General features: G+C 58.1%; 18 protein-coding genes and 1 tRNA gene. 15 read left to right on the top strand and 4 right to left on the bottom strand.

Going from position 1 to position 18,260, the window contains the following annotated elements; all coding sequences use genetic code 11:
- Positions 1 to 422: 422 nt before the first annotated feature.
- From dcm to HL45_RS07220, 8 genes are all read left to right on the top strand, one after another.
- Complete coding sequence (gene dcm / locus HL45_RS07185; protein ID WP_049970451.1) at positions 423 to 1,793, top strand: DNA cytosine methyltransferase; 1,371 nt, start codon at positions 423 to 425, stop codon at positions 1,791 to 1,793.
- 760 nt (positions 1,794 to 2,553) lie between these two features.
- Positions 2,554 to 6,018, top strand: a complete 3,465-nt coding sequence (locus HL45_RS21575) for a type II/IV secretion system ATPase subunit (protein ID WP_233274715.1) — start codon at positions 2,554 to 2,556, stop codon at positions 6,016 to 6,018.
- Complete coding sequence (locus HL45_RS07195) at positions 6,015 to 8,045, top strand: type II secretion system F family protein (protein WP_049970452.1); 2,031 nt, start codon at positions 6,015 to 6,017, stop codon at positions 8,043 to 8,045. Before HL45_RS21575 ends, HL45_RS07195 begins: the two co-directional genes overlap by 4 nt.
- Before the next feature lies 1 nt (position 8,046).
- Positions 8,047 to 8,505 (top strand): DUF7287 family protein, encoded by a 459-nt coding sequence (locus tag HL45_RS07200; protein ID WP_049970453.1) that lies wholly within the window; start codon positions 8,047 to 8,049, stop codon positions 8,503 to 8,505.
- Positions 8,499 to 9,173, top strand: a complete 675-nt coding sequence (locus HL45_RS07205) for a DUF7288 family protein (RefSeq protein ID WP_233274716.1) — start codon at positions 8,499 to 8,501, stop codon at positions 9,171 to 9,173. Before HL45_RS07200 ends, HL45_RS07205 begins: the two co-directional genes overlap by 7 nt.
- Complete coding sequence (locus HL45_RS07210) at positions 9,167 to 10,108, top strand: DUF7261 family protein (protein WP_049970454.1); 942 nt, start codon at positions 9,167 to 9,169, stop codon at positions 10,106 to 10,108. Before HL45_RS07205 ends, HL45_RS07210 begins: the two co-directional genes overlap by 7 nt.
- A complete protein-coding gene (locus HL45_RS07215) occupies positions 10,105 to 10,584 on the top strand; it encodes a DUF7266 family protein (RefSeq protein WP_049970455.1) in 480 nt (159 codons plus the stop codon). Before HL45_RS07210 ends, HL45_RS07215 begins: the two co-directional genes overlap by 4 nt.
- Positions 10,581 to 11,348: a DUF7289 family protein gene (locus HL45_RS07220; protein WP_049970456.1), complete on the top strand. Its 768-nt coding sequence runs from the start codon at positions 10,581 to 10,583 to the stop codon at positions 11,346 to 11,348. Before HL45_RS07215 ends, HL45_RS07220 begins: the two co-directional genes overlap by 4 nt.
- On the opposite strand, the gene HL45_RS07225 is transcribed toward HL45_RS07220, so the two are convergent.
- The gene (locus tag HL45_RS07225) at positions 11,345 to 12,925 is read right to left on the bottom strand and encodes a DUF7289 family protein (protein WP_049970457.1); all 1,581 of its coding nucleotides are present in this window, start codon (positions 12,923 to 12,925) and stop codon (positions 11,345 to 11,347) included. The two genes, HL45_RS07220 and HL45_RS07225, sit on opposite strands and share 4 nt — an antisense overlap.
- Before the next feature lie 118 nt (positions 12,926 to 13,043).
- Here HL45_RS07225 and HL45_RS07230 point away from each other — a divergent pair, with 118 nt between their 5' ends.
- The 6 genes from HL45_RS07230 to HL45_RS07250 all read left to right on the top strand — a co-directional run bounded on the left by HL45_RS07230 (position 13,044) and on the right by HL45_RS07250 (position 15,607).
- Positions 13,044 to 13,175 carry a hypothetical protein gene (locus HL45_RS07230; protein WP_049970458.1) on the top strand — a complete coding sequence of 44 codons (132 nt, stop codon included), beginning with the start codon at positions 13,044 to 13,046 and terminating at the stop codon, positions 13,173 to 13,175.
- 39 nt (positions 13,176 to 13,214) lie between these two features.
- Entirely contained in the window at positions 13,215 to 13,367 is a 153-nt protein-coding gene (locus tag HL45_RS20775) for a hypothetical protein (protein ID WP_158413674.1), read from the top strand.
- Positions 13,368 to 13,474: 107 nt separating this feature from the next.
- Positions 13,475 to 13,846, top strand: coding sequence for a hypothetical protein (locus HL45_RS07235; protein WP_144240031.1), 372 nt, complete (start codon positions 13,475 to 13,477; stop codon positions 13,844 to 13,846).
- A 99-nt stretch (positions 13,847 to 13,945) separates the two neighbouring features.
- A complete protein-coding gene (locus HL45_RS07240; RefSeq protein WP_049970460.1) occupies positions 13,946 to 14,755 on the top strand; it encodes an ion transporter in 810 nt (269 codons plus the stop codon).
- A gap of 83 nt (positions 14,756 to 14,838) precedes the next feature.
- The gene (locus HL45_RS07245; protein WP_049970461.1) at positions 14,839 to 15,201 is read left to right on the top strand and encodes a hypothetical protein; all 363 of its coding nucleotides are present in this window, start codon (positions 14,839 to 14,841) and stop codon (positions 15,199 to 15,201) included.
- Between the two features lie 67 nt (positions 15,202 to 15,268).
- Positions 15,269 to 15,607, top strand: coding sequence for a DsrE family protein (locus HL45_RS07250; RefSeq protein ID WP_049970462.1), 339 nt, complete (start codon positions 15,269 to 15,271; stop codon positions 15,605 to 15,607).
- Positions 15,608 to 15,745: 138 nt separating this feature from the next.
- Here HL45_RS07250 and HL45_RS07255 read toward each other — a convergent pair.
- Positions 15,746 to 15,818: transfer RNA gene (locus HL45_RS07255), tRNA-Arg, on the bottom strand.
- Positions 15,819 to 15,851: 33 nt separating this feature from the next.
- Entirely contained in the window at positions 15,852 to 16,151 is a 300-nt protein-coding gene (locus HL45_RS07260) for a Sec-independent protein translocase subunit TatA/TatB (RefSeq protein WP_394324785.1), read from the bottom strand.
- A gap of 157 nt (positions 16,152 to 16,308) precedes the next feature.
- Here HL45_RS07260 and HL45_RS07265 point away from each other — a divergent pair, with 157 nt between their 5' ends.
- On the top strand, positions 16,309 to 17,130 hold the full coding sequence (locus HL45_RS07265; RefSeq protein WP_049970463.1) for an HD domain-containing protein: 822 nt from the start codon (positions 16,309 to 16,311) through the stop codon (positions 17,128 to 17,130).
- A 6-nt stretch (positions 17,131 to 17,136) separates the two neighbouring features.
- Here the strand turns inward: HL45_RS07265 and HL45_RS07270 are convergent, their stop codons facing one another.
- Positions 17,137 to 18,243, bottom strand: a complete 1,107-nt coding sequence (locus HL45_RS07270; protein WP_049970464.1) for a glycosyltransferase — start codon at positions 18,241 to 18,243, stop codon at positions 17,137 to 17,139.
- Between the last annotated feature and the right edge of the window lie 17 nt (positions 18,244 to 18,260).

An 18,260-nucleotide genomic window follows, 5' to 3' on the forward strand; every position in this document is an offset into this window, starting at 1 on the left:
CCTGTGGTCGGGCACCTCTGGGCACGGGCCTAAAACCGCGTGAAGCGGAGCGAGCGCGGTGCCCCGGGTTCAAATCCCGGCGAGTCCACTTCCTTCGCTCGTTTCACTCGCTCAGTCAGTGGACTCGCCGACCTTCGCAAACAGGCCGCCGTTTGCTCAGTCCCGGCGAGTCCATGGCGAACGCAGTGAGGAATGGACGAGCGGGATTTTAATTAGACAAGACGCACGCCCGCGGAGCAAAGTTCTCGTGACTGACGTAGGAGAAACGAGAACAGAGAAGAACGTGTTTTTCCGGGGAAGCGGGAATTCCCGTCAGTTTTCTGTACATTCTATATTATTAATTTATATTCTGTGTAGGCATTTCTGCCTACAGAATCGAACCGGATAATTACTAATCGAGAGAACTAATCGCCAGTAATCAGATGAAAGGAATCGATTTGTTCTGTGGCGCTGGCGGTTTCGGAAGTGGATTCGAACAATTCGGAATGGATGTTCTCTATGGTATCGACGTCAACGAAATGGCGCTCGAAACGTTCGACCGGAATCATGAGGGGGAATCGATACAGCACGACATTAGCGAGGGAGTTCCGGAGAAACTCCGCGGGATAGATGTCAATGTCGTCTTCGGGAGTCCGCCGTGCCAAGGATTCAGTGACGCCCGAGGGAGCCGTCGACTCGACGACGAGCGCAATCAACTGGTGTTCTCGTTCATTCAGTGGGTCGGGGAACTCCAGCCAGAATACGTGATGATGGAGAACGTCGCTGGAATGACGACCATTGGGGAAGAGTTTCTGGACGCCGTCGAGAGGGAATACCGCGATGTGGGGTACGAAGTCGAATGGGCGAAATTGAACGCCGCAAACTTCGGCGTGCCACAGACGCGAGAACGGGTCATCTACTTTGGCGTCAGAGAAGATTCGCCGATTACGCCGACACTGCCGAATGGAGACTACACCGAAAACGGAGACGGGCAACTTTCTCTCTCCGGAAGGGAAATGAACGGATGGAGAACCGTCGAACAGGCCTTCGAAGACCTACCGGAACCGACCGACGAGGGAACCATCGAACTGCCGCCCCTATCCGAGTATCCGGATAACGATTACCTCCGAGACATTAGAAACGGTGGTCGAAGAACGTACAACCATATCGCCGAAACACCTGCGGATAATGCAGATACTCGGGCAATCATCGAAAATCTTCGTCCCGGCGAAATGTACCGTTCGAGTCGGTTTGGCGACCGCTACCGGCAAGTCTGGGATTTGCTTTCGGATAGATTCACGGAAACCGAACAGGACTGTCTCCATTTCATCGCCCGACACCGTACCCGCTCTGCGTTCAAAATGGGTGATAAAGGCGTTGGGGCAGTTCCCGACTCCAAAATCGCGCATGGATTGGAACACGACGACGACACGGTGTACACTGCGCTTCAAGACCTGTTGGCCGATGGATGGGTGCGAACGGACGAAGATGGGGATACCCTCGGCTACGACCTCAATACGAAGTCCGGAATCCGACCGCGATACATGCGCTTGAACCCGGATGGCCAATCGAATACGATACTGACGACCGATTTCAAACCACGCGACAAACTGCATCCGACCGAAAACCGTGGACTATCACTGCGGGAGGGTGCCCGGATTCAAAGTTTTCCCGATGAGTTCGAGTTCGTCGGCTCGTTCGGCGATATTGCAAATCAAATCGGAAATGCGGTGCCGCCACTGATGGCGAAAGCACTGGCAGAGCATATACAAACAGTCGATGAAGAAATCAATCAACGCGCTGTTCAGAAGTGAATTGGAACACTGGAATACTGCCGACAAAAGAAAAATCCCGAGCCGAAATCCGACGCCCTCCTCACCGAAATTCCCAATCTTTCAATCCCGTGTTCATCTGCAGACTCCGTCAACTCAAGAATGAACTCGTCGTGAATCTCACTTCGAGGAGTTCCTTCGAAGAGGAAACGGGTGTTTTCACTAACGATACTCTTTTCTTGAGAGGAATTATTTGGCGACATGCTTCGGGAAAGCCCAAAGCAAACGAGGTAGGTGCTGGTTCCACCTGCCTTTTACAGCGAAATCCCGTTTACTTCGTCTGACAGATGCTTCGCTGGTGAGTTCATTCTGTTGGTTGATGAGAAAAAATCGAAATCGGAGAGCATTCGATACTCCCGCCAAACGAACCACAAACACCCGAGGTGAACTTTCGGAAACGAATTCCTCCACGCTGTTTCATCGATTTCGAATCACGATCACCAATGAAAGATTTATTACTCATCGGGATACAGCCAGAACTGCGGTGGCTTCGATTCGAAGCTATCGCCATAGAGCCAAATCAGTCATCACGGAATCCACGCGGGAAGACTCATTTCGAGAAACTACCGCGTCGGATTCCGGTTCTCCCCCCTCTCGAAAGAATGTTCAATAATCGGATATATATCCGTTCTAGTGGGTAAAAACCACTGTACTGCAAACCGATAATTACAAATCTGACATTCAACACATGTATATTAATTTTAACAAGGGTTTTTAATGGATTAGTGATTGGCGATATTCAATGGCTAGTGACGAGTCCGAAGCACTCGGGAATGGGGTACCCGATGCTGGCCCTGACGGAATCCGTCTTACTGACGGTTCACCACCCCGCGCCGCCCTTGGTACGTACACGTGGGAGGATTTCAAAGAGGAGTTTTTCTACGAAGACGGCCGCCCTCCGACGAACTGGCGCGGAAAGGCGCGTCCGTTCCCCGCCGAGGAGTTTCTGGGCTTTGACCCCAAAGAAACCGAATCGCGCATCGAGAAGGGCGCGAAGCGAGCGAACGCGCTCGCTTCGCATTTCGAAGCGTACCTCGACCCCGAGGAAACAGAGGTGTCGCTCGGAAACTACCTCTGGGAGCATTTCCGCTACGAACACTACTACGACCCAGACCGCGAGAAACCGCACGAAAAACCGCGGGACGAAGATGGCAACGTAATCGAGTTCGACAAATCGGAATGGCTCGGCTTCGAGGAAGCCGAACTACCAGAACGACTCTTTCGGGGCGCGTTCGCCGGAAACCGCGGAAGTGAGTGCTTCGAAGCGTTTCTCGACCCGGAAACGACGCCCGTTACGGTCGGCGAATATCTCTGGGAGCATTTTCGCTACGAATACTACTACGAACCCGACCGGGAGAAACCGCACGAAAAACCGTGCGACGAAGACGGTAACGTAATCGAGTTCGACAAATCGGAATGGCTCGGCTTCGAGGAGGACGACCTCACGGATTTGCTCACCGAGGGCGCGGCCAAGGCGAACGAACTCCTCGACGTCGAGGACGAACGAACGCTGGACGTTCCCGAGGCGTTGGACGAGGATGCCTTCTTCTCGACCCGTGAGGGCTACACCACGGTGGTCAACCGGTACGATTTGGAGAAAGCGGTTCCGCTCCCCAAAAAGTCCCATTTCCGCGAGGTAGACCGCTACTGGGTGAACAAACCCAACTCCTTCGTCATCATCTTCCACTCCGAGAAGGAAAACGAGACGAAATACTACCTCATCGAACCCTACCGAACCCGAATCGAAGACGACCTGCGGGAGTTCCTCACCGGCAAACTCCGCAGTTCCATCAAATACGCGAGCGACGACGTCGTCGTGGAGGCAGAAGAGAAAGACCGAGAGGCGGTTATCGAGCGCGAAACTCTCCGCCTGCTCTCGCGCTACGACCTGTACCAACTCGACGACGACGAAATCGCCGAACTGCTGACCGAACTGCTCACCCAGTACGACAGCGCCCGCGACACGTGGAATCGGTACAGTGCTGAAACGCGGGCACAGACCGGCGAGGCGATTCGCAGTCTCCGCGAGGAGGCGGAACCATATCTCGAACGATTCCGGAAACCGGAGGAAGAGGAAAAACAGGGAGAACAGGGAGAGCATACGGAACGAAAAGAGAAGACAGAACAGACGAAGGAAGCGACGGATTCCGACGAAAACGAAGCGTCCGAAACGGAAATCGAATCCGGTGAATCGGATTCGATTTCCGCGGAGTCTGACGAACACAGCGTCGAGGAGAGTGAAGGGAAAGTATCGCAGACGGACGCGGAAACGACGCTCCCCGCGACCACCGAAACCGAACTTCCGGCGAAAACCGACGAGGAATCGCTCGAAAACGCCGACTCCGCGGGGCGTCTCGGCGGACTCAAAGGCCGCTGGAACGACCTGCTCGCGGAACACGTCGGCGACGAAAACCTGCGCCGAGGAGTCAGAACTCGAATCGAGGAACTCATCGAGGAACACGAGGTGGACGACGAGGAGGGCGAACTCGGCGGCATCATGGCCCGGCCGGAACCGGCGCTGTTGGCCGAGGATGCCGATACGCTCACGGAATACCAAGTCGAAAAACTGCTCTACCTGCTGAAGCGGGATTTCATCGGCTACGAGCGAATCGACGGCGTCAAACACGACATCAACGTGGAAGACATCTCCTGTGACGGCTACAACTCCCCGGTGTTCGTCTACCACTCCGACTACGAACAGATAATCACCAACGTCCATCACGGCGAGAGCGAGTTGGACGACTTCGTCGTCAAACTCGCACAGCGGTCGGGGAAGGGCATCAGCAAGCGTCAACCGCAGGTGGACGCCACGCTTCCGGATGGCTCTCGTGCGCAGTTGACCCTCGGGCGGGAAGTCTCCGACCACGGGACGAACTACACGATTCGCCAGTTCAAGGACGTGCCGTTCACGCCGCTCGACCTCATCAACTGGAACACGTTTTCGCTGGACGAGATGGCCTTCCTCTGGTTGGCCATCGAAAACCACCGGTCGCTCATCTTCGCCGGGGGTACCGCATCCGGAAAGACGACCAGTCTGAACGCGGTGTCGCTGTTCATTCCGAGCAGCACGAAAATCGTCTCCATCGAGGACACCCGTGAAGTCGAACTGCCACAGCGAAACTGGATTGCAAGCGTCACCCGCCCCTCCTTCTCCGACGACGACAGGGGCGACGTGGACGAGTTCGACCTGCTGGAGGCCGCACTCCGCCAGCGACCCGACTACATCGTGATGGGCGAGATTCGGGGCGAGGAAGGGCGAACCCTCTTTCAGGTTATGTCCACGGGGCACACAACCTACACGACGTTCCACGCCGACACCGTGGGTGAGGTGTTGAAGCGGTTCACCACGGAGCCAATCAACGTCTCGAAGACGCTGTTTACGGCGCTCGATTTGGTTTCGGTGCAGACTCAAACCCGGGTCAATGGAAGCAAAGTCAGGCGGACGAAATCGCTCACCGAAATCAACCACTACGACACCGAAAACGACGAAATCAACGTCAAGGACGTGTTCCAGTGGCGCGCCGAGACGGACGAACACGAACGCCTCACAGGTTCGAACACCTTGGAGGAAATAAAATTCGACCGCGGGTGGACGCAGGAGCGACTCGAATCCGAACTGCACATGCGCCGAACCATCCTCGCCTACCTCCTCGACAACGGCCTGAACGGCTACACGCAAGTTGCAGCGACGATTCAGGCGTTTATCAACGACCCGGACACCATCCTCGCGCTGGTGGCGAACGACGAACTGGAAGGCAGTCTCACCGACCTCCGCGAGATGGAGAGCGTTCTCATCGACATCGAGCCGAAAAAAGAGGAGATGGTGCCGCGACCCGACCCAACCGAGGAAGTCGCGCAACTGTCGAAAGACATCCTCGCGGAGGCGGAAGACGAACTGTTCGACCAGTATCGAGAGATGCAGGTCGGAGACGACAGCCTTGCCGTCGCATTGGCCGACGCTGCGAAATCCGCGGACGAACCGATTCAGAACGAATCGGTTCGCGCTGATTCAAATAGTCTGTCCGGAGACGACGACCGCCTGCGCAGCGACGGTCGCCGCGACGACGACCTCCGCGACCACCGCGATGATAACTCCCACGACGACCATCCCTCGTCAGTGCTGAACGACAATCCGTTCGGTGAGTTCGAGGAAGCAACTGTCGCGGACGACGAAGAACCCGAGTCTACCGGGGAGGGCGAGGAATGAGTCACGGCTCTGCCACGTCTCGAAATGGAACGAGTGCCGACAGGCTTGCGGACACGTTCTATCCGGTGTACGACCGACTGTTCTCGGAGAACAACGATTTCGTCGGCAGTTTGGACGACAAGCTCGCGGAGGCTCGAATGTCGGAAACCGCGGAGCTGTATCTCTCCCGCGGTCTTGCAGTTGGCACTCTCGCGGGACTCGTGCTGTGGCTCGTCGGTCTTCTACTCGGCTATCTGCTGGTTTCGCTCGGACTCATCGGTGGTGGCGGCGTCTGGCTCGGCGTGCCCGTCACGGGTGCGACTGCGGACGTGCTGAATGCGCTGAAAATTCCCGCACTGATTCTCGGAACCGGCGTCGTTCTCGGAACGCTCGGATTCGCTGGCGGATTTGGAACCATCATCGCAATTCCATACAGCAGAGCAAGCGCGCGAAAGCGTGAAATCAACATGCTCCTGCCGGATGCGATTTCGTTCATGTACGCCCTCTCGATTGGCGGACTGAACCAACTGGAGATTCTGGAGGCGATGGCGAAAGCCGACGACACCTACGGCGAAGTCTCCCGCGAGTTTCAGAGCATCGTGCAGGAGACGGATTATTTCGATACCGACTACCGAACCGCCATCCGGAAACGGTCGCTCGAAACGCCCAGCGACGAGTTGGGCCAGTTCTTCACGGACATGCTCTCCATCGTCAACAGCGGCGGGGATATGACCGGGTTTCTGGACGACAAGAAGGACAAACACATGCGAACCGCGAAGCAGGAACAGGAGTTGACCCTCGAAACGCTCGAACTGTTCGGCGAGATGTACATGACCCTCTCGCTCTTTCCACTCCTGCTCATCATTATCCTCGTCATCATGGGCATCATGGGAGAGGCGAAAGAAGCCCTGCTCTACGCCACTGTGTACGGGTTGATTCCGCTCATCGGTGTCGGCTTTCTCGTTCTCGTTTCGACCGTGAAACAGGACGAACCCGGCAGTGGCTACCTCGACCCAGGCGACGACGACAGATTGGAAACCGTCTCCGGGGCAGGTCTGCTCCATCTCGGTCTGGTCGAGGAGTTCACCGGTAATTTCTCCGTCTTCGACCGAATCAAAAGTCGGGAGGGAACCCACACGACCGTCGAACTACTGAAGCGCCCGCATTATTTCTTCCGCGACAATCCGCTCTTCGTCCTCGGAATCACGCTTCCGGCCTCGTTGGTGCTCGTCGCCAGCGCGGTGTGGACGGGCGCGGTTCCGGCCTCTCCGGACGGATTCATTGCGAATCCCGTCTGGACGACGTTCGTCTTGGTCTACGTTCCGCTGTACGTGAACGGGGTGCCGCTGGCGGTGTTCCGCGAGTGGAACATCCATTCGCGGCGGTCGATACTGCGGAAGCTTTCGGACGACCTGCGAAAACTGTCGAGCGCGAACGACACGGGACTCACTTTACTCGAATCCGTCAAAACCGTGGCCAACACCTCGACTGGCAAACTCGCGGACGAGTTCGACCAAATCCACGCGAAAGTGAACTACGGGATGAGCATGAAGACGGCGTTCATCGAGTTCAACAATCGCTATCACCTGCCCCGTCTCGCACGAACGGTCAAACTCATCAGCAAGGCACAGGAGGCGTCGAGCCAGATTACTGCGGTGCTGACCACTGCGGCCCAAACCAGCGAGAATCAGGACGACATCGCCAGAGAGCGACGTTCCCGCGCCCGAATGCAGGTCGTCATCATCATCATGACTTACCTCACGCTGCTCGCGGTGATGGCCATCCTGAAGACGCAGTTTTTGGACGTGATGGCAGGACTGTCGGAGCAAGCGAGCGGCGGTTCGGACGCTCCCTCGTCCGGGATGAATCTCGGAGAGGGCGTCGATACCGACGCCCTCTCGATGCTGTTTTTCCACGCCGTGACCATCCAAGCAATCCTCTCGGGGTTCATCAGCGGCTACATCCGGGACGCAGACCTCCTTTCCGGAGTCAAGTTCTCGGTAACGCTCGCAACCATCGCGCTGGCCGTCTGGATGTTGGTGGGCTAAGATGGACGACAGAGGCCAAACTCTGAACGATTACGTCGTCGGCATCAGCATCTTCCTGTTGACCGTGACGTTCGTCGTCGCGTTTCTGCCGACCGTTTTCGCGCCGTTCACCGCGCCCATCGACGACGCGACGACGGCCCGCGCCGACCGCGGTGCCGGACACCTCGTGGAAACGCTTTCGTCGCCGGAGACGCCGAACGTGCTGAACGAATCTCGAACGGCGGCGTTTTTCCAGAACAATCCGGAAAGCGACGACCTCCGTGTCAATCTCGGCTTCCCCGCCACCGCACGAGCCAACGTTAGCATCGTAGACCCGGACACGAACCGCGTCGTTGCGGTCGGGTCGCCCGCGGTCGTCACGACCGCGGGCGACCCGCTCGACGGGCAACCGACTGCGGCATCGAGCCGAACCGTGGTCATCGGCGACGACGCCTACAGACTGACGGTGAGAGTATGGTAGGCGAAAAAACGAATCGAACTGGACGGCAGATGGACAACAGAGCACAGGCGTACACCCTCGAAGGATTCGTCGGCGCGCTCATCGTGTTGACTGCACTGCTGTTCGCGTTGCAGTCGGTCGTCCTGACGCCCACGACGGCGGGGACGGTTGACCAAGACGTGAAATCCCAACTGTGGATTCAGACGAACGACGCCCTGCGAATCGGTGCGGCGGACGGGGCGGTCGAAAACCTCACCCGCTACTGGAACACGAGCAATGGAAACGAAACCGGCGGCTTCGCCTACGCGAACACAACCGAAGTCGGTTACGGCAACGCACCGCCCTGTGCGCCAGCGAAATCGCCGGACACGACCTGCGATTCGCTCGGGGAAACGCTCGAATCAACGCTGACTCGACAGGGATACGTCTACAACCTCTACGTCACCTACCGACTGCCGAGCGACCCGACCGAAACCGCCACCGAGCGCGTCGTCTACCGCGGCGTTCCCTCCTCGAACGCAGTCGTGGCGACCCACACCGTCGTCCTGTACGACGACATGACGCTCACCGCGCCCGAGAACGCGGACAATCGAACGCTCGCCGAACTCGGGCCGGAGGAGTTCTACGCGAACGACGCGAGCGATGGCGTCGTCTACAACGTCGTGGAGGTGCGCATCGTCGCATGGTGAGCGGAAAAACGGAGTTCTTCGGACGATTCGCGCGCGACGACAGGGGGCAACTCCTGCTCGTCGGAGCGGTCGTCATCGCCATTTCGCTGGTCGCCGTCGTCGTGGTTCTCAACACCGTCCTCTACACCGAGAACGTCACCAACAGCGAACCGATTGCGACGACGGGCGACGCGCGAGATATCGCCCTCGTCGTGGGCGGTGACATCGAACCAGTGGTTCATCGCACGAACTACGCCGAGCGCCACGACTCCGTTGCAGAAAGCCGAACTGCCGTCGCAGAGAGCATCGCGGAGTACGAAACGCTTCTCGGCGTAACGGTAACGAGGCGAACCCCGGCCTCGCTCCACGTCGAAGTCAGCAACCGGACGGTCGGAACCGGCGTCGAACACGATTCCGGCACGTTCGTAGATGCAGAAAACGAGAGCAACTGGACGCTCGCCCGGAGCGCCGACGCGCGACGATACCTGCTTTCGGTGAATCGGTCGTCGCTGGCGACGACCGATTCGGACGCCTTTAGAATCGATATCGAGGACGGAACCGAAAACTGGAACCTCTCCGTGCTCCGGCAGGACGACGATGTCGTCCTGCGAACGGACGGTTCTACTGTCGCTGCTTCCTCGACGTGCACCGTGACGAGCGAGCGGGTTCGTATCGACATCAAAAACGGCAGTGCGGCGGGATGTTCGTTCCCGTTCACAGACGGTGTTGGCGACGACTACGACATTACCTACGAGAACGGGGCTAACGCCAGCGGAACCTACTCGATGCTGTTCAACGGAACCGACGCCGAGATTCCGCCTTCTTCCGTCAACTCCGGGTCGTCGGAGTCGCCGTATCTGACACACGCCGTCTACGAACTCGATGCCAGACTGACCTACACGACCCCAGAACTGACCTACCGAACGACGTTCAACGCCACGCTGTACCAGCCATGAGACGTTTTATCACTCACCTCACGAGAGACGAGCGCGCGGTTTCGACCACGGTCACCTACGTTCTGACGATAGCCATCACCACGATTCTGCTGAGCGGCCTCATCACCGCCGCTGGTGGACTCGTCGGCAGTCAGCAGGAGCAGGCGACTCGAAACGAACTCGGCGTCGTCGGCGAACGAATCGCCGGGGAACTCACGAGCGTTGACCATCTCGTGCAGGCCGGAACGGAACCGGACGTTCGCCTGCGGACGAGTCATCCTCGCAGAATCGTCGGCGCGCCGTACGCCGTCGAACTGAAAACCGGCGGGGCAGACCCGTGCTCTCATCCGCAGTGTCTCGTACTGAGCACGGCCGACGTGACCGTCACGGTTCCGTTCGACAACGCGACGGCCGTCAGCCCCGGCCGGGTCGTCGGCGGTGATGTCGTCATCGAGTACGACCGAAGCAACGAAACGCTCGTTCTGGGGGAGCCATGACGAGGAAACTGTTCGACGACCGCGCCGCGACCGAACTGCTCGGCTTCGTCTTCATCTTCTCGATGATAGTGGCGTCCGTCGGCCTGCTGTACGTCAGCGGCGTCGGGTCGCTGGAAGACGCCCGTGATATGGAACAGTCGAAGAACGCGGAGCGAGCGTTCACCGCGCTCGCAACGACGTTCGACGACCTCCAGCGAAATCGCGCACCGGCGCGCGCCGGAGAAGTCAGACTCGTCGGCGGGACGATTGCGGTGAACGAAACGACACGACTCAGAGTCGGCGTCGAGCAGACGAGTCCAACGGCGGTCGAAATCAACCGAACGCTCGGACAAGGCGCGCTCGTTTACACCGTCAACGACCGAGTGGTTCGGTACGAATCCGGGGCCGTGTTCAGCGGCGGCGAGGCCGGAAGCTGGTTAGTTCGTCGTCCGGCCTTCGACTGCACGCCCGACAGGGCCATCGTCTCGGCAGTGACGATAAACGAAACCGGGGACATTTCCTCCGTGAGCAAACAGGGGTCGGTGCTCGTCGTCGGGCGAACCATGGACACTGAACTGCTGTTTCCGCTGGGGGGTAGTGTGGCACGACAGGACGACACTGCCGCGACGACGGTTCGGATACGAGCCGAATCGTCGCCGAACAGCGAGGCGTGGAATCGCTACTTCGAATCGAACGGCTGGCAAAAAGACGGCTCGTGGTACGAATGCCCGACGCGTCGGGCATTCGTCCGTGAGACTGTGGTCGGGTTCGACGTGCGAAACTAGTCGCTTTTCTCGATTTCGACCTGATTCATCGTGACGTGGATTCTGAAGTCTTCGGGTGCGGCCACGCTTCCGTGCTCGTGGATGGAGATGAGGACGACGGCGTCGTTGTAGTCCGGGTCGCCGCTGCCGCATTTGTCGGGGTTGTCGATGTCGTCCGTGGTCGCGTCGGCACAGGAAAGTTCGTACACGAGGACGAACTCGTTCGGGTCGAGGTCGAGGAATCCGGTTTCGGTCATTCGACTGCCGAGGATTTGGGACATGCTTCTCTGTTCTTCGTTGGCCGAGCCGTAGTTCGGAACCGCCATCCCGTCCGCGAGGAGAACGACGTTTCCTTCGCTCTCGCCCCGTCCGTCGGTGTCCACGACGATATTCGCCATCATCGAACCTTCCCGATTGGTGCGATAGGAATCCCAGACGTAGTCGTAGGTGTCGCCGTTGTACTCGAACTGGTTGAAACGCTTTTCGGCGGACGAGTAGCTATCGACGGAGCCGATGTCGTATGCGGTTCCTTCCACACTGATGGCGTCGCCCGCGGTGACGTTTTCGGTGAATCGATAATATTCGCCGTTCGTCGGGTCGTTGATGTCGTGTCTGATGACCGAAGACGAACCGACGCCGTCGCCCCACGGTTCGTAGGTGTCGTCGCCGATGTTGATTCGCATGTTGATGGGCGCGTTGTATTTACTGCCGTGTCGCTCCCGTTCCCCTGTCGTATAGTTTTGCTCCCACGACGTGCCGCTTCCGGACGAAATCTCCGTTCCGAGAACTTTCACGGTAACCGAGGCGTTCTGCCGAGCACTGAGACTGTTTTCGTCGCTCTCCGCCGTCGAACCGCTCAAGATGACGGTGAGCGAGGCCGTTTCGTTTCCGTCGTCGATGGTCACCACGCCGTCATCGACGTGGGTTTCGAAGAAATCGCCCCACGCCCGATAGTAGTCGCTGTGAACCGTGAGCGTCGCGTTGTCCGGCGGATTGCACCGCGCTTTGTTGAACGTCTCTCGGAACGATTGGCTGTCTGCCCGCGATGCAGTCGCGTTCTTGCTCGCGTGGAGTTGCGTGATCGACCCGCTGACCGAACCGGTGACGTTCACCATCTGGAAGCTGAACGTTCCGTTTCGGTACTGCATGTCCGGCGGCGAGAGCATCACGCTTCCCCCGTCGGTGCGCTTCCAGACGCCGCCCGCTTGATAGGCGACAACTTCGTCGTTCGCACCTTGGTACTCGATTGCGCCGAACTCGATTTCCTCCCGACACGGCTGGTTCGTCCCGTTGACGACGGTTATGGTCATGCGCCCGTCCCGGGTCACTTCCGTGTCGCCGTTCTGTCCGCTGAAATCGAGCGTGTGAGCGTCGTTCGCGCTGAACGCGACTTGGCTCAGGCGAGCATCCACCTCGCGCATCGTGTGTTCCGCGTTCTGTACCTCTACCGAACCGCGAATTTCCGAGACGGCCCCCGAACCGATGAGGAGGACGCCAGCCAGAGAGATGGCGACCAAACCCATCATTAGGACGACACCGATAAGTGGCGACTGCCCCCGTTGATTTTCCGAAATCGTATTTATTTCCCGACCAGTCATAGTATGCACTCATAATCCAACCTGCATAAAGCTACGTTGAAAAGTCAACTGAAATGGTTTAAAAATGGATGCAAATACAGCCACAACAGGTAGTAGCCTGCATCGACGAAATCACTGTATGGCTCGAATCTCGACAATCGTAATGTTGGCTGGTGTCGTCATGTTCTTCATTCCGGAACCGATAACGTCCGGACTCGGTCTGCTCGTCCTCCTCATCGGAGCGGCGATGCGACTGCTGACTAGCGTGTAGCCGACGAACGTTAAGTGACTGTGCGGAGAATATTCTCGAATGGGGTTGTTCGATTCGGTGCGACGGATTTTCACGATAGAGGGGGACGAATATCGGTGTCACTACTGCGGACGGACGTTTCGGTACGCCGTCGAACTCCCGGATTTAAACTGCCCATACTGCGATTCCACTGACATCAAGCGAATCGAGTGAGCAATCGAATAGGAATCGCGTCAAAACGGGAGAAATCGGCCGCTTCGACGGCGACCAGTTTCGAACCATCACAAACGTTGATGGTTCCGCTTGCCAAACGTAAAATCGTGTTCGACTCTGACGAGGCGTTCGTGGCCGCCCTGCAATCCCACCTCGGCTCCGCACTGCAGACGGTGGCCAGCAGAGAAGACGGCGGGTACGAGATGCTGTACACCCGAGAAGACGTGACCGGGCGCTTCACGCCCGCCGATTTCAACCGGATTCACGGAGAATCCCTGCTCGCGGACGAACCGCGGGAAGACGCCGAAAACGTGTTTCGCGCCGGGGCACTCAACTTCGCACTCTACACCTTCGATACGGCCGTCGTCTTGCAGTTCCCCGGCGAGTCCGGGGCACTGTTCGTCGCGTTCGACAACGACGACGTGCCGCTTCTCCCCATCGTCGAGGTGTGCACCGAATGGATACAGACGCAGGCGTGAGGCCTGCGCCTGCATCGGGTTCGACTCGGCGAACCACGACTCGGTCACCAACTTCCGAAGTCGCGTAGATTTATTACAGCATCCTCTAAACTCCCGCTAATGTATCGGCGGACTCGTCGTCGGGTGAATCAACTCTTTCAGGTCGGAGCAGGTGGGCGAATCGGGCAGTACATCGACTCGTTCATTCTCGCTCTCATCGTTGCGAACGTCGCAAGCGTCATCCTCGAAACGGTCGAACCGCTCTACGCGGCGTATCAGACCGAGTTCTATCTGTTCGAACTGGCGAGCGTGGTCATCTTCTCCATCGAATACTTCGGGCGACTGTGGGCCGCGACGGAGCATCCCGAATACCAGCACCCAATCTGGGGACGACTGCGATATGCGACCTCGTCGTTCATGATAATCGACCTGCTAGCCATCCTGCCGTTCTTCCTCGGGGTTTTCTTCGACCTGCGGTTCCTGCGGATGTTCCGCCTGCTTCGATTTCTTCGGTTGTTCAAACTCGCGCGATACTCCCGGTCGATGCGGCTGTTCGTCACCGTCATTACGGACAAAAAGGAGGATTTCCTCGTCGCTTCCTCGGTCGGTGGCATTCTTTTGCTGTTTTCCTCGTCGCTGATGTACTTCGTCGAACACGAAGCGCAACCGGAGGTGTTCAGTTCGATTCTCGCCGCGATGTGGTGGGGCGTGGTGACGCTGACGACTGTGGGCTACGGCGACGTGCATCCGGTGACGCCCCTCGGAAAGCTGCTGGGTGCAGTCGTCGCGGTCATTGGAATCGGACTGTTCGCGCTTCCCGCATCGATTTTAGCCTCGGGATTCGTGGAGGAGTCACAGCACGAGACGAAATACGCCTGCCCGCACTGCGGAGAACACGTTTCGGAACACGACCTACACGAGTTGGAGTAAGCGCGTTTTCGGACGACAGGAGTAGGTTCGTTTTCGAATGCAGGCCCAACGCTTAGGCCGCTTCGAAGCCTGTACTGAATACGATGATTGGCCCATTCACGGTGGGGAAGAAGGCGGCAAAGTTCGGCTACAAACGATACGGGATTCCGGGTGCAGTGGTGGCGGGCGGTGCCGGAACGGTTGGCTATCTCGCGGTGAAGCGTGCCGTCAAATCGGTCGCAAAGAGCGAGGACGCCGGAACTGCCATCGACGTGAAGACGATTCGGTCTGCGGTCGAAGAGGACGGAATCGACGCAGTAACCGACAGAGATACGCTCGAATCCGCAATCGACGAAGAGCAGTTGGATTCGGAAATCGACATCGAGGACGTGCAGTCCGAAACCGAGAACGAGACGGACGAACTGCAAGACGACGATTCGAACTCGACGGACGAATCCGACGAGTAGGTTTCCGTCAGTCGCCTGCGCGAAGGCCAGCAGTTATTAGCCAATTGCCCTCTTTTCCTGTCCACGCATGCAATCCGTAATTCACCTGGTTTCCGGCGACGAAAGCGAACAGCAGACTGCACTCGCAATCGCCAAAAATCTCCTTGACGACGAAAGTGGCACGATTGACGACGTTGCCATCGTTGCGCAGGCGGGCGGTATCGAAGCCGTCACTGCTGGGGGGAACGGGCAAGAACAGGTACGGTCGCTGATGGACGACGGCGTCCCGTTCAAGGCCTGTAGCAACACCCTCGACGTGATGGACTTAGACGAATCCGACCTCATCGACGGCATCGAAACCGTTCCGGAAGGTGCCGTCGAAGTCACGCGACTGCAAAACGAGGGCTACGCGTACATGCGGCCGTAGTTCGAACCCTTACGCGCCGCTACTTCTTGTTCGCGTTCGCTCACAACGAAGTAGCGGGCGTGGCGGGACTCCCGCGAGCGAACGAAGTGAAGCGAGTGGGGGTAAGCCACGCTCGTTGACTGAGCATAGCGAAGGAAACGGGCGTGGCGGGATTCGAACCCGCGGTCGAGAGGTTAGGAACCTCTCGCCCTATCCGCTAGGCCACACGCCCTAGATAAACGCACAAACTGACGCAGAAAAACGCTTACTGTCCGGATTCGGTTTCGGTTTCGGTGTTGGTGCTGGTTTCAGTACTGGTGTCGGTGCGGCGTGGTTCGTCGTCAAATTCGCTCGCGTCGCCGGACGGCGAGCTGGACGAACCGGAATCCTGCATCTCGCGGAGTTCATCCTCGACTTCTTGACGGCCTTTCTTGAACTCGCCCATCGCCTCACCCGTCGAGCGCGCGAGTTTTGGAATCTTGTTTGCACCGAACAGAAGCACTGCGATGAGCAGAATCACCGCAAGCTCCATCCCACCGGGAACCGGCCCGAATAGTGGTATCATTTCGTACATCCTCTACCAGTTGCTTACCCATTGGCAATTATAGGCTTTTTGCTCTACTCAGGTTCACAGTAACCGCAGTTCGAGTCAGCCATCTAACTCGTTCTCCCCCGAGCAGTGCGCCCGAGAACTTTTTTGTGCCGGACGAAGAGATACGGCCATGGACGACCCCGAAATGGAGCCGACCGAAAACGGACGACGCTCCTACGACCCCGACGCCGACCACGCCTTTCCGGACGAAAAGCTGAACGAGGTACTGGAGTTCATCGACAACGACGTCGAGATTCAGACGTATCTGGACGCCCAAAATATCAACGCCGTGGCGCGAAAAGGATACAACGACCACGGCTCGAAACACATCGAAATCGTCCTCAATCGTGCGCTCCTCCTCTACGATCTGCTGAAGCGCGGCGGCGTCGAGTTCAACGGTGCCGCGGACGAAGGACTGGACGAAGAAGACGAAAGCGTCATCGTCGCCTTTGCCGCGACGCTCCACGACATTGGCCACATCGTCCACCGCGACGACCACTCGTACTATTCGATTCCGCTGGCTGCGGGCGTTCTCGACCGCGTTCTCCCGAATTTCTACGACACGGCGGATACAGTTCGAATGAAAGGCGAGATTCTGCACGCGATTCTCTGCCACCACACGGAAGAAGACCCGCTCACGACCGAAGCAGGAGTCATTCGTGTTTCCGACGCACTCGACATGGAACACGGTCGGTCGCGCATTCCATACGAAAAAGGTGGACGCGGCATTAACACGGTCTCCAGTCAGGCCATCAAGAAAGTCAGTCTGAGAGAGGGCGACACCATCCCGGTTCTCGTGGAAATCGAGATGATGAACGCGGCGGGCGTCTATCAGGTTGACAACCTGCTCAAGGCGAAACTCCACAAATCTGGCTTGGAGGACGACATCCGAATCGTCGCCCTGAACGTCTGCGAAGGAAGCGACAACATCGTCGAACGAATGGAACTCTAAGCGACTCTAAAGCAGATTCTCGTACACTCGTTCGAGTTTGTCCACCGCCCGCTCGACGCTGATTTCCGAACGTCGGGCGAGACAGGATTCCCTGAGTCGGTCGTACTCCGATAGTGTGCGTCGAATCGCATCCTGAAATTCCTCGGTGTTGCCGCTTTCGAAGTGATAGCCCGTCTCTCCTTCGGTGATCGTATTTTCCAGTGCGCCCGCATTTGCGCCGACCACGGGCGTCCCGCAGGCGTTCGCTTCGAGGGCAACGAGCCCTTGGGTTTCGACCGGACTCGGGAAGGCGAACACGTCCAGCGCGGAGTAGAAGGCTGGCATCTCGTCCCGTTCTAAAAAGCCGAGGAATCGAACGTCGATGTCGGATTCGCTGGCCTGTTTTTCGAGCGATTTCCGTGCAGGGCCGTCGCCACCGAAAAGGACGGTGAAATCGGTTCCCTCGGCGGCGGCAATGAGTTCCGAGAGTCGCTTTTCGTAACCGTGCCTGCCGGTGTAGCCGACGAGCGGTCGATCACCGTCGAGGTCGTATTTGTCCACGAAGTCGGCGATTTCGACGGGATGGAATCGCCCGATGTCGATACCGTTCGGAACGACATGAACCGGAGCGTCCACGCCCACCGTTTCTACGACGTGCTCGCGGGTCGCTTCGCTCGGCGTGAGAACCGCGTCGGAGCGACCGAAAAACCAGCGTTCGTAGGCGACCGACGCGCGTTCGACGTATTCGGCCGCGGACTCGTTGGAAACGAGGTAGTCCGCGTATTCGCCTGTCGGAGTGTGATACGAAGTGACGAACGGCGTGTCCTGTTTCCACGCGAGTCGAAGGCCGCCGAGTCCGATGGCAAAGGGGGTGTGTGCGTGGACGATTTCGGCGTCGGTGACGGCTTTCGGAATCCGGGGGGTTCCGAGTCGATAGCCGTCGTAGAACGGAAACGGAAGACTGCCGATGGGGTGTTCGCCTTTCTCGGGAACGTACTCGTTGGATCGTGGATACGCCACGTCCATCCGGCCGCCGTTTCTCTCCCAGCAGTCGCGCCACGACCGAATCGTGTAGGTGACGCCGTTTATCGTCGGCAGATACGTATCCGTGAACGCGGCGACCCATCGGCTCATTGACTCGCCATTCGTAG

The sequence above is a fragment of the Haladaptatus cibarius D43 genome (assembly GCF_000710615.1).
In the GTDB taxonomy this organism is placed as follows: Archaea; Halobacteriota; Halobacteria; order Halobacteriales; family Haladaptataceae; genus Haladaptatus; species Haladaptatus cibarius.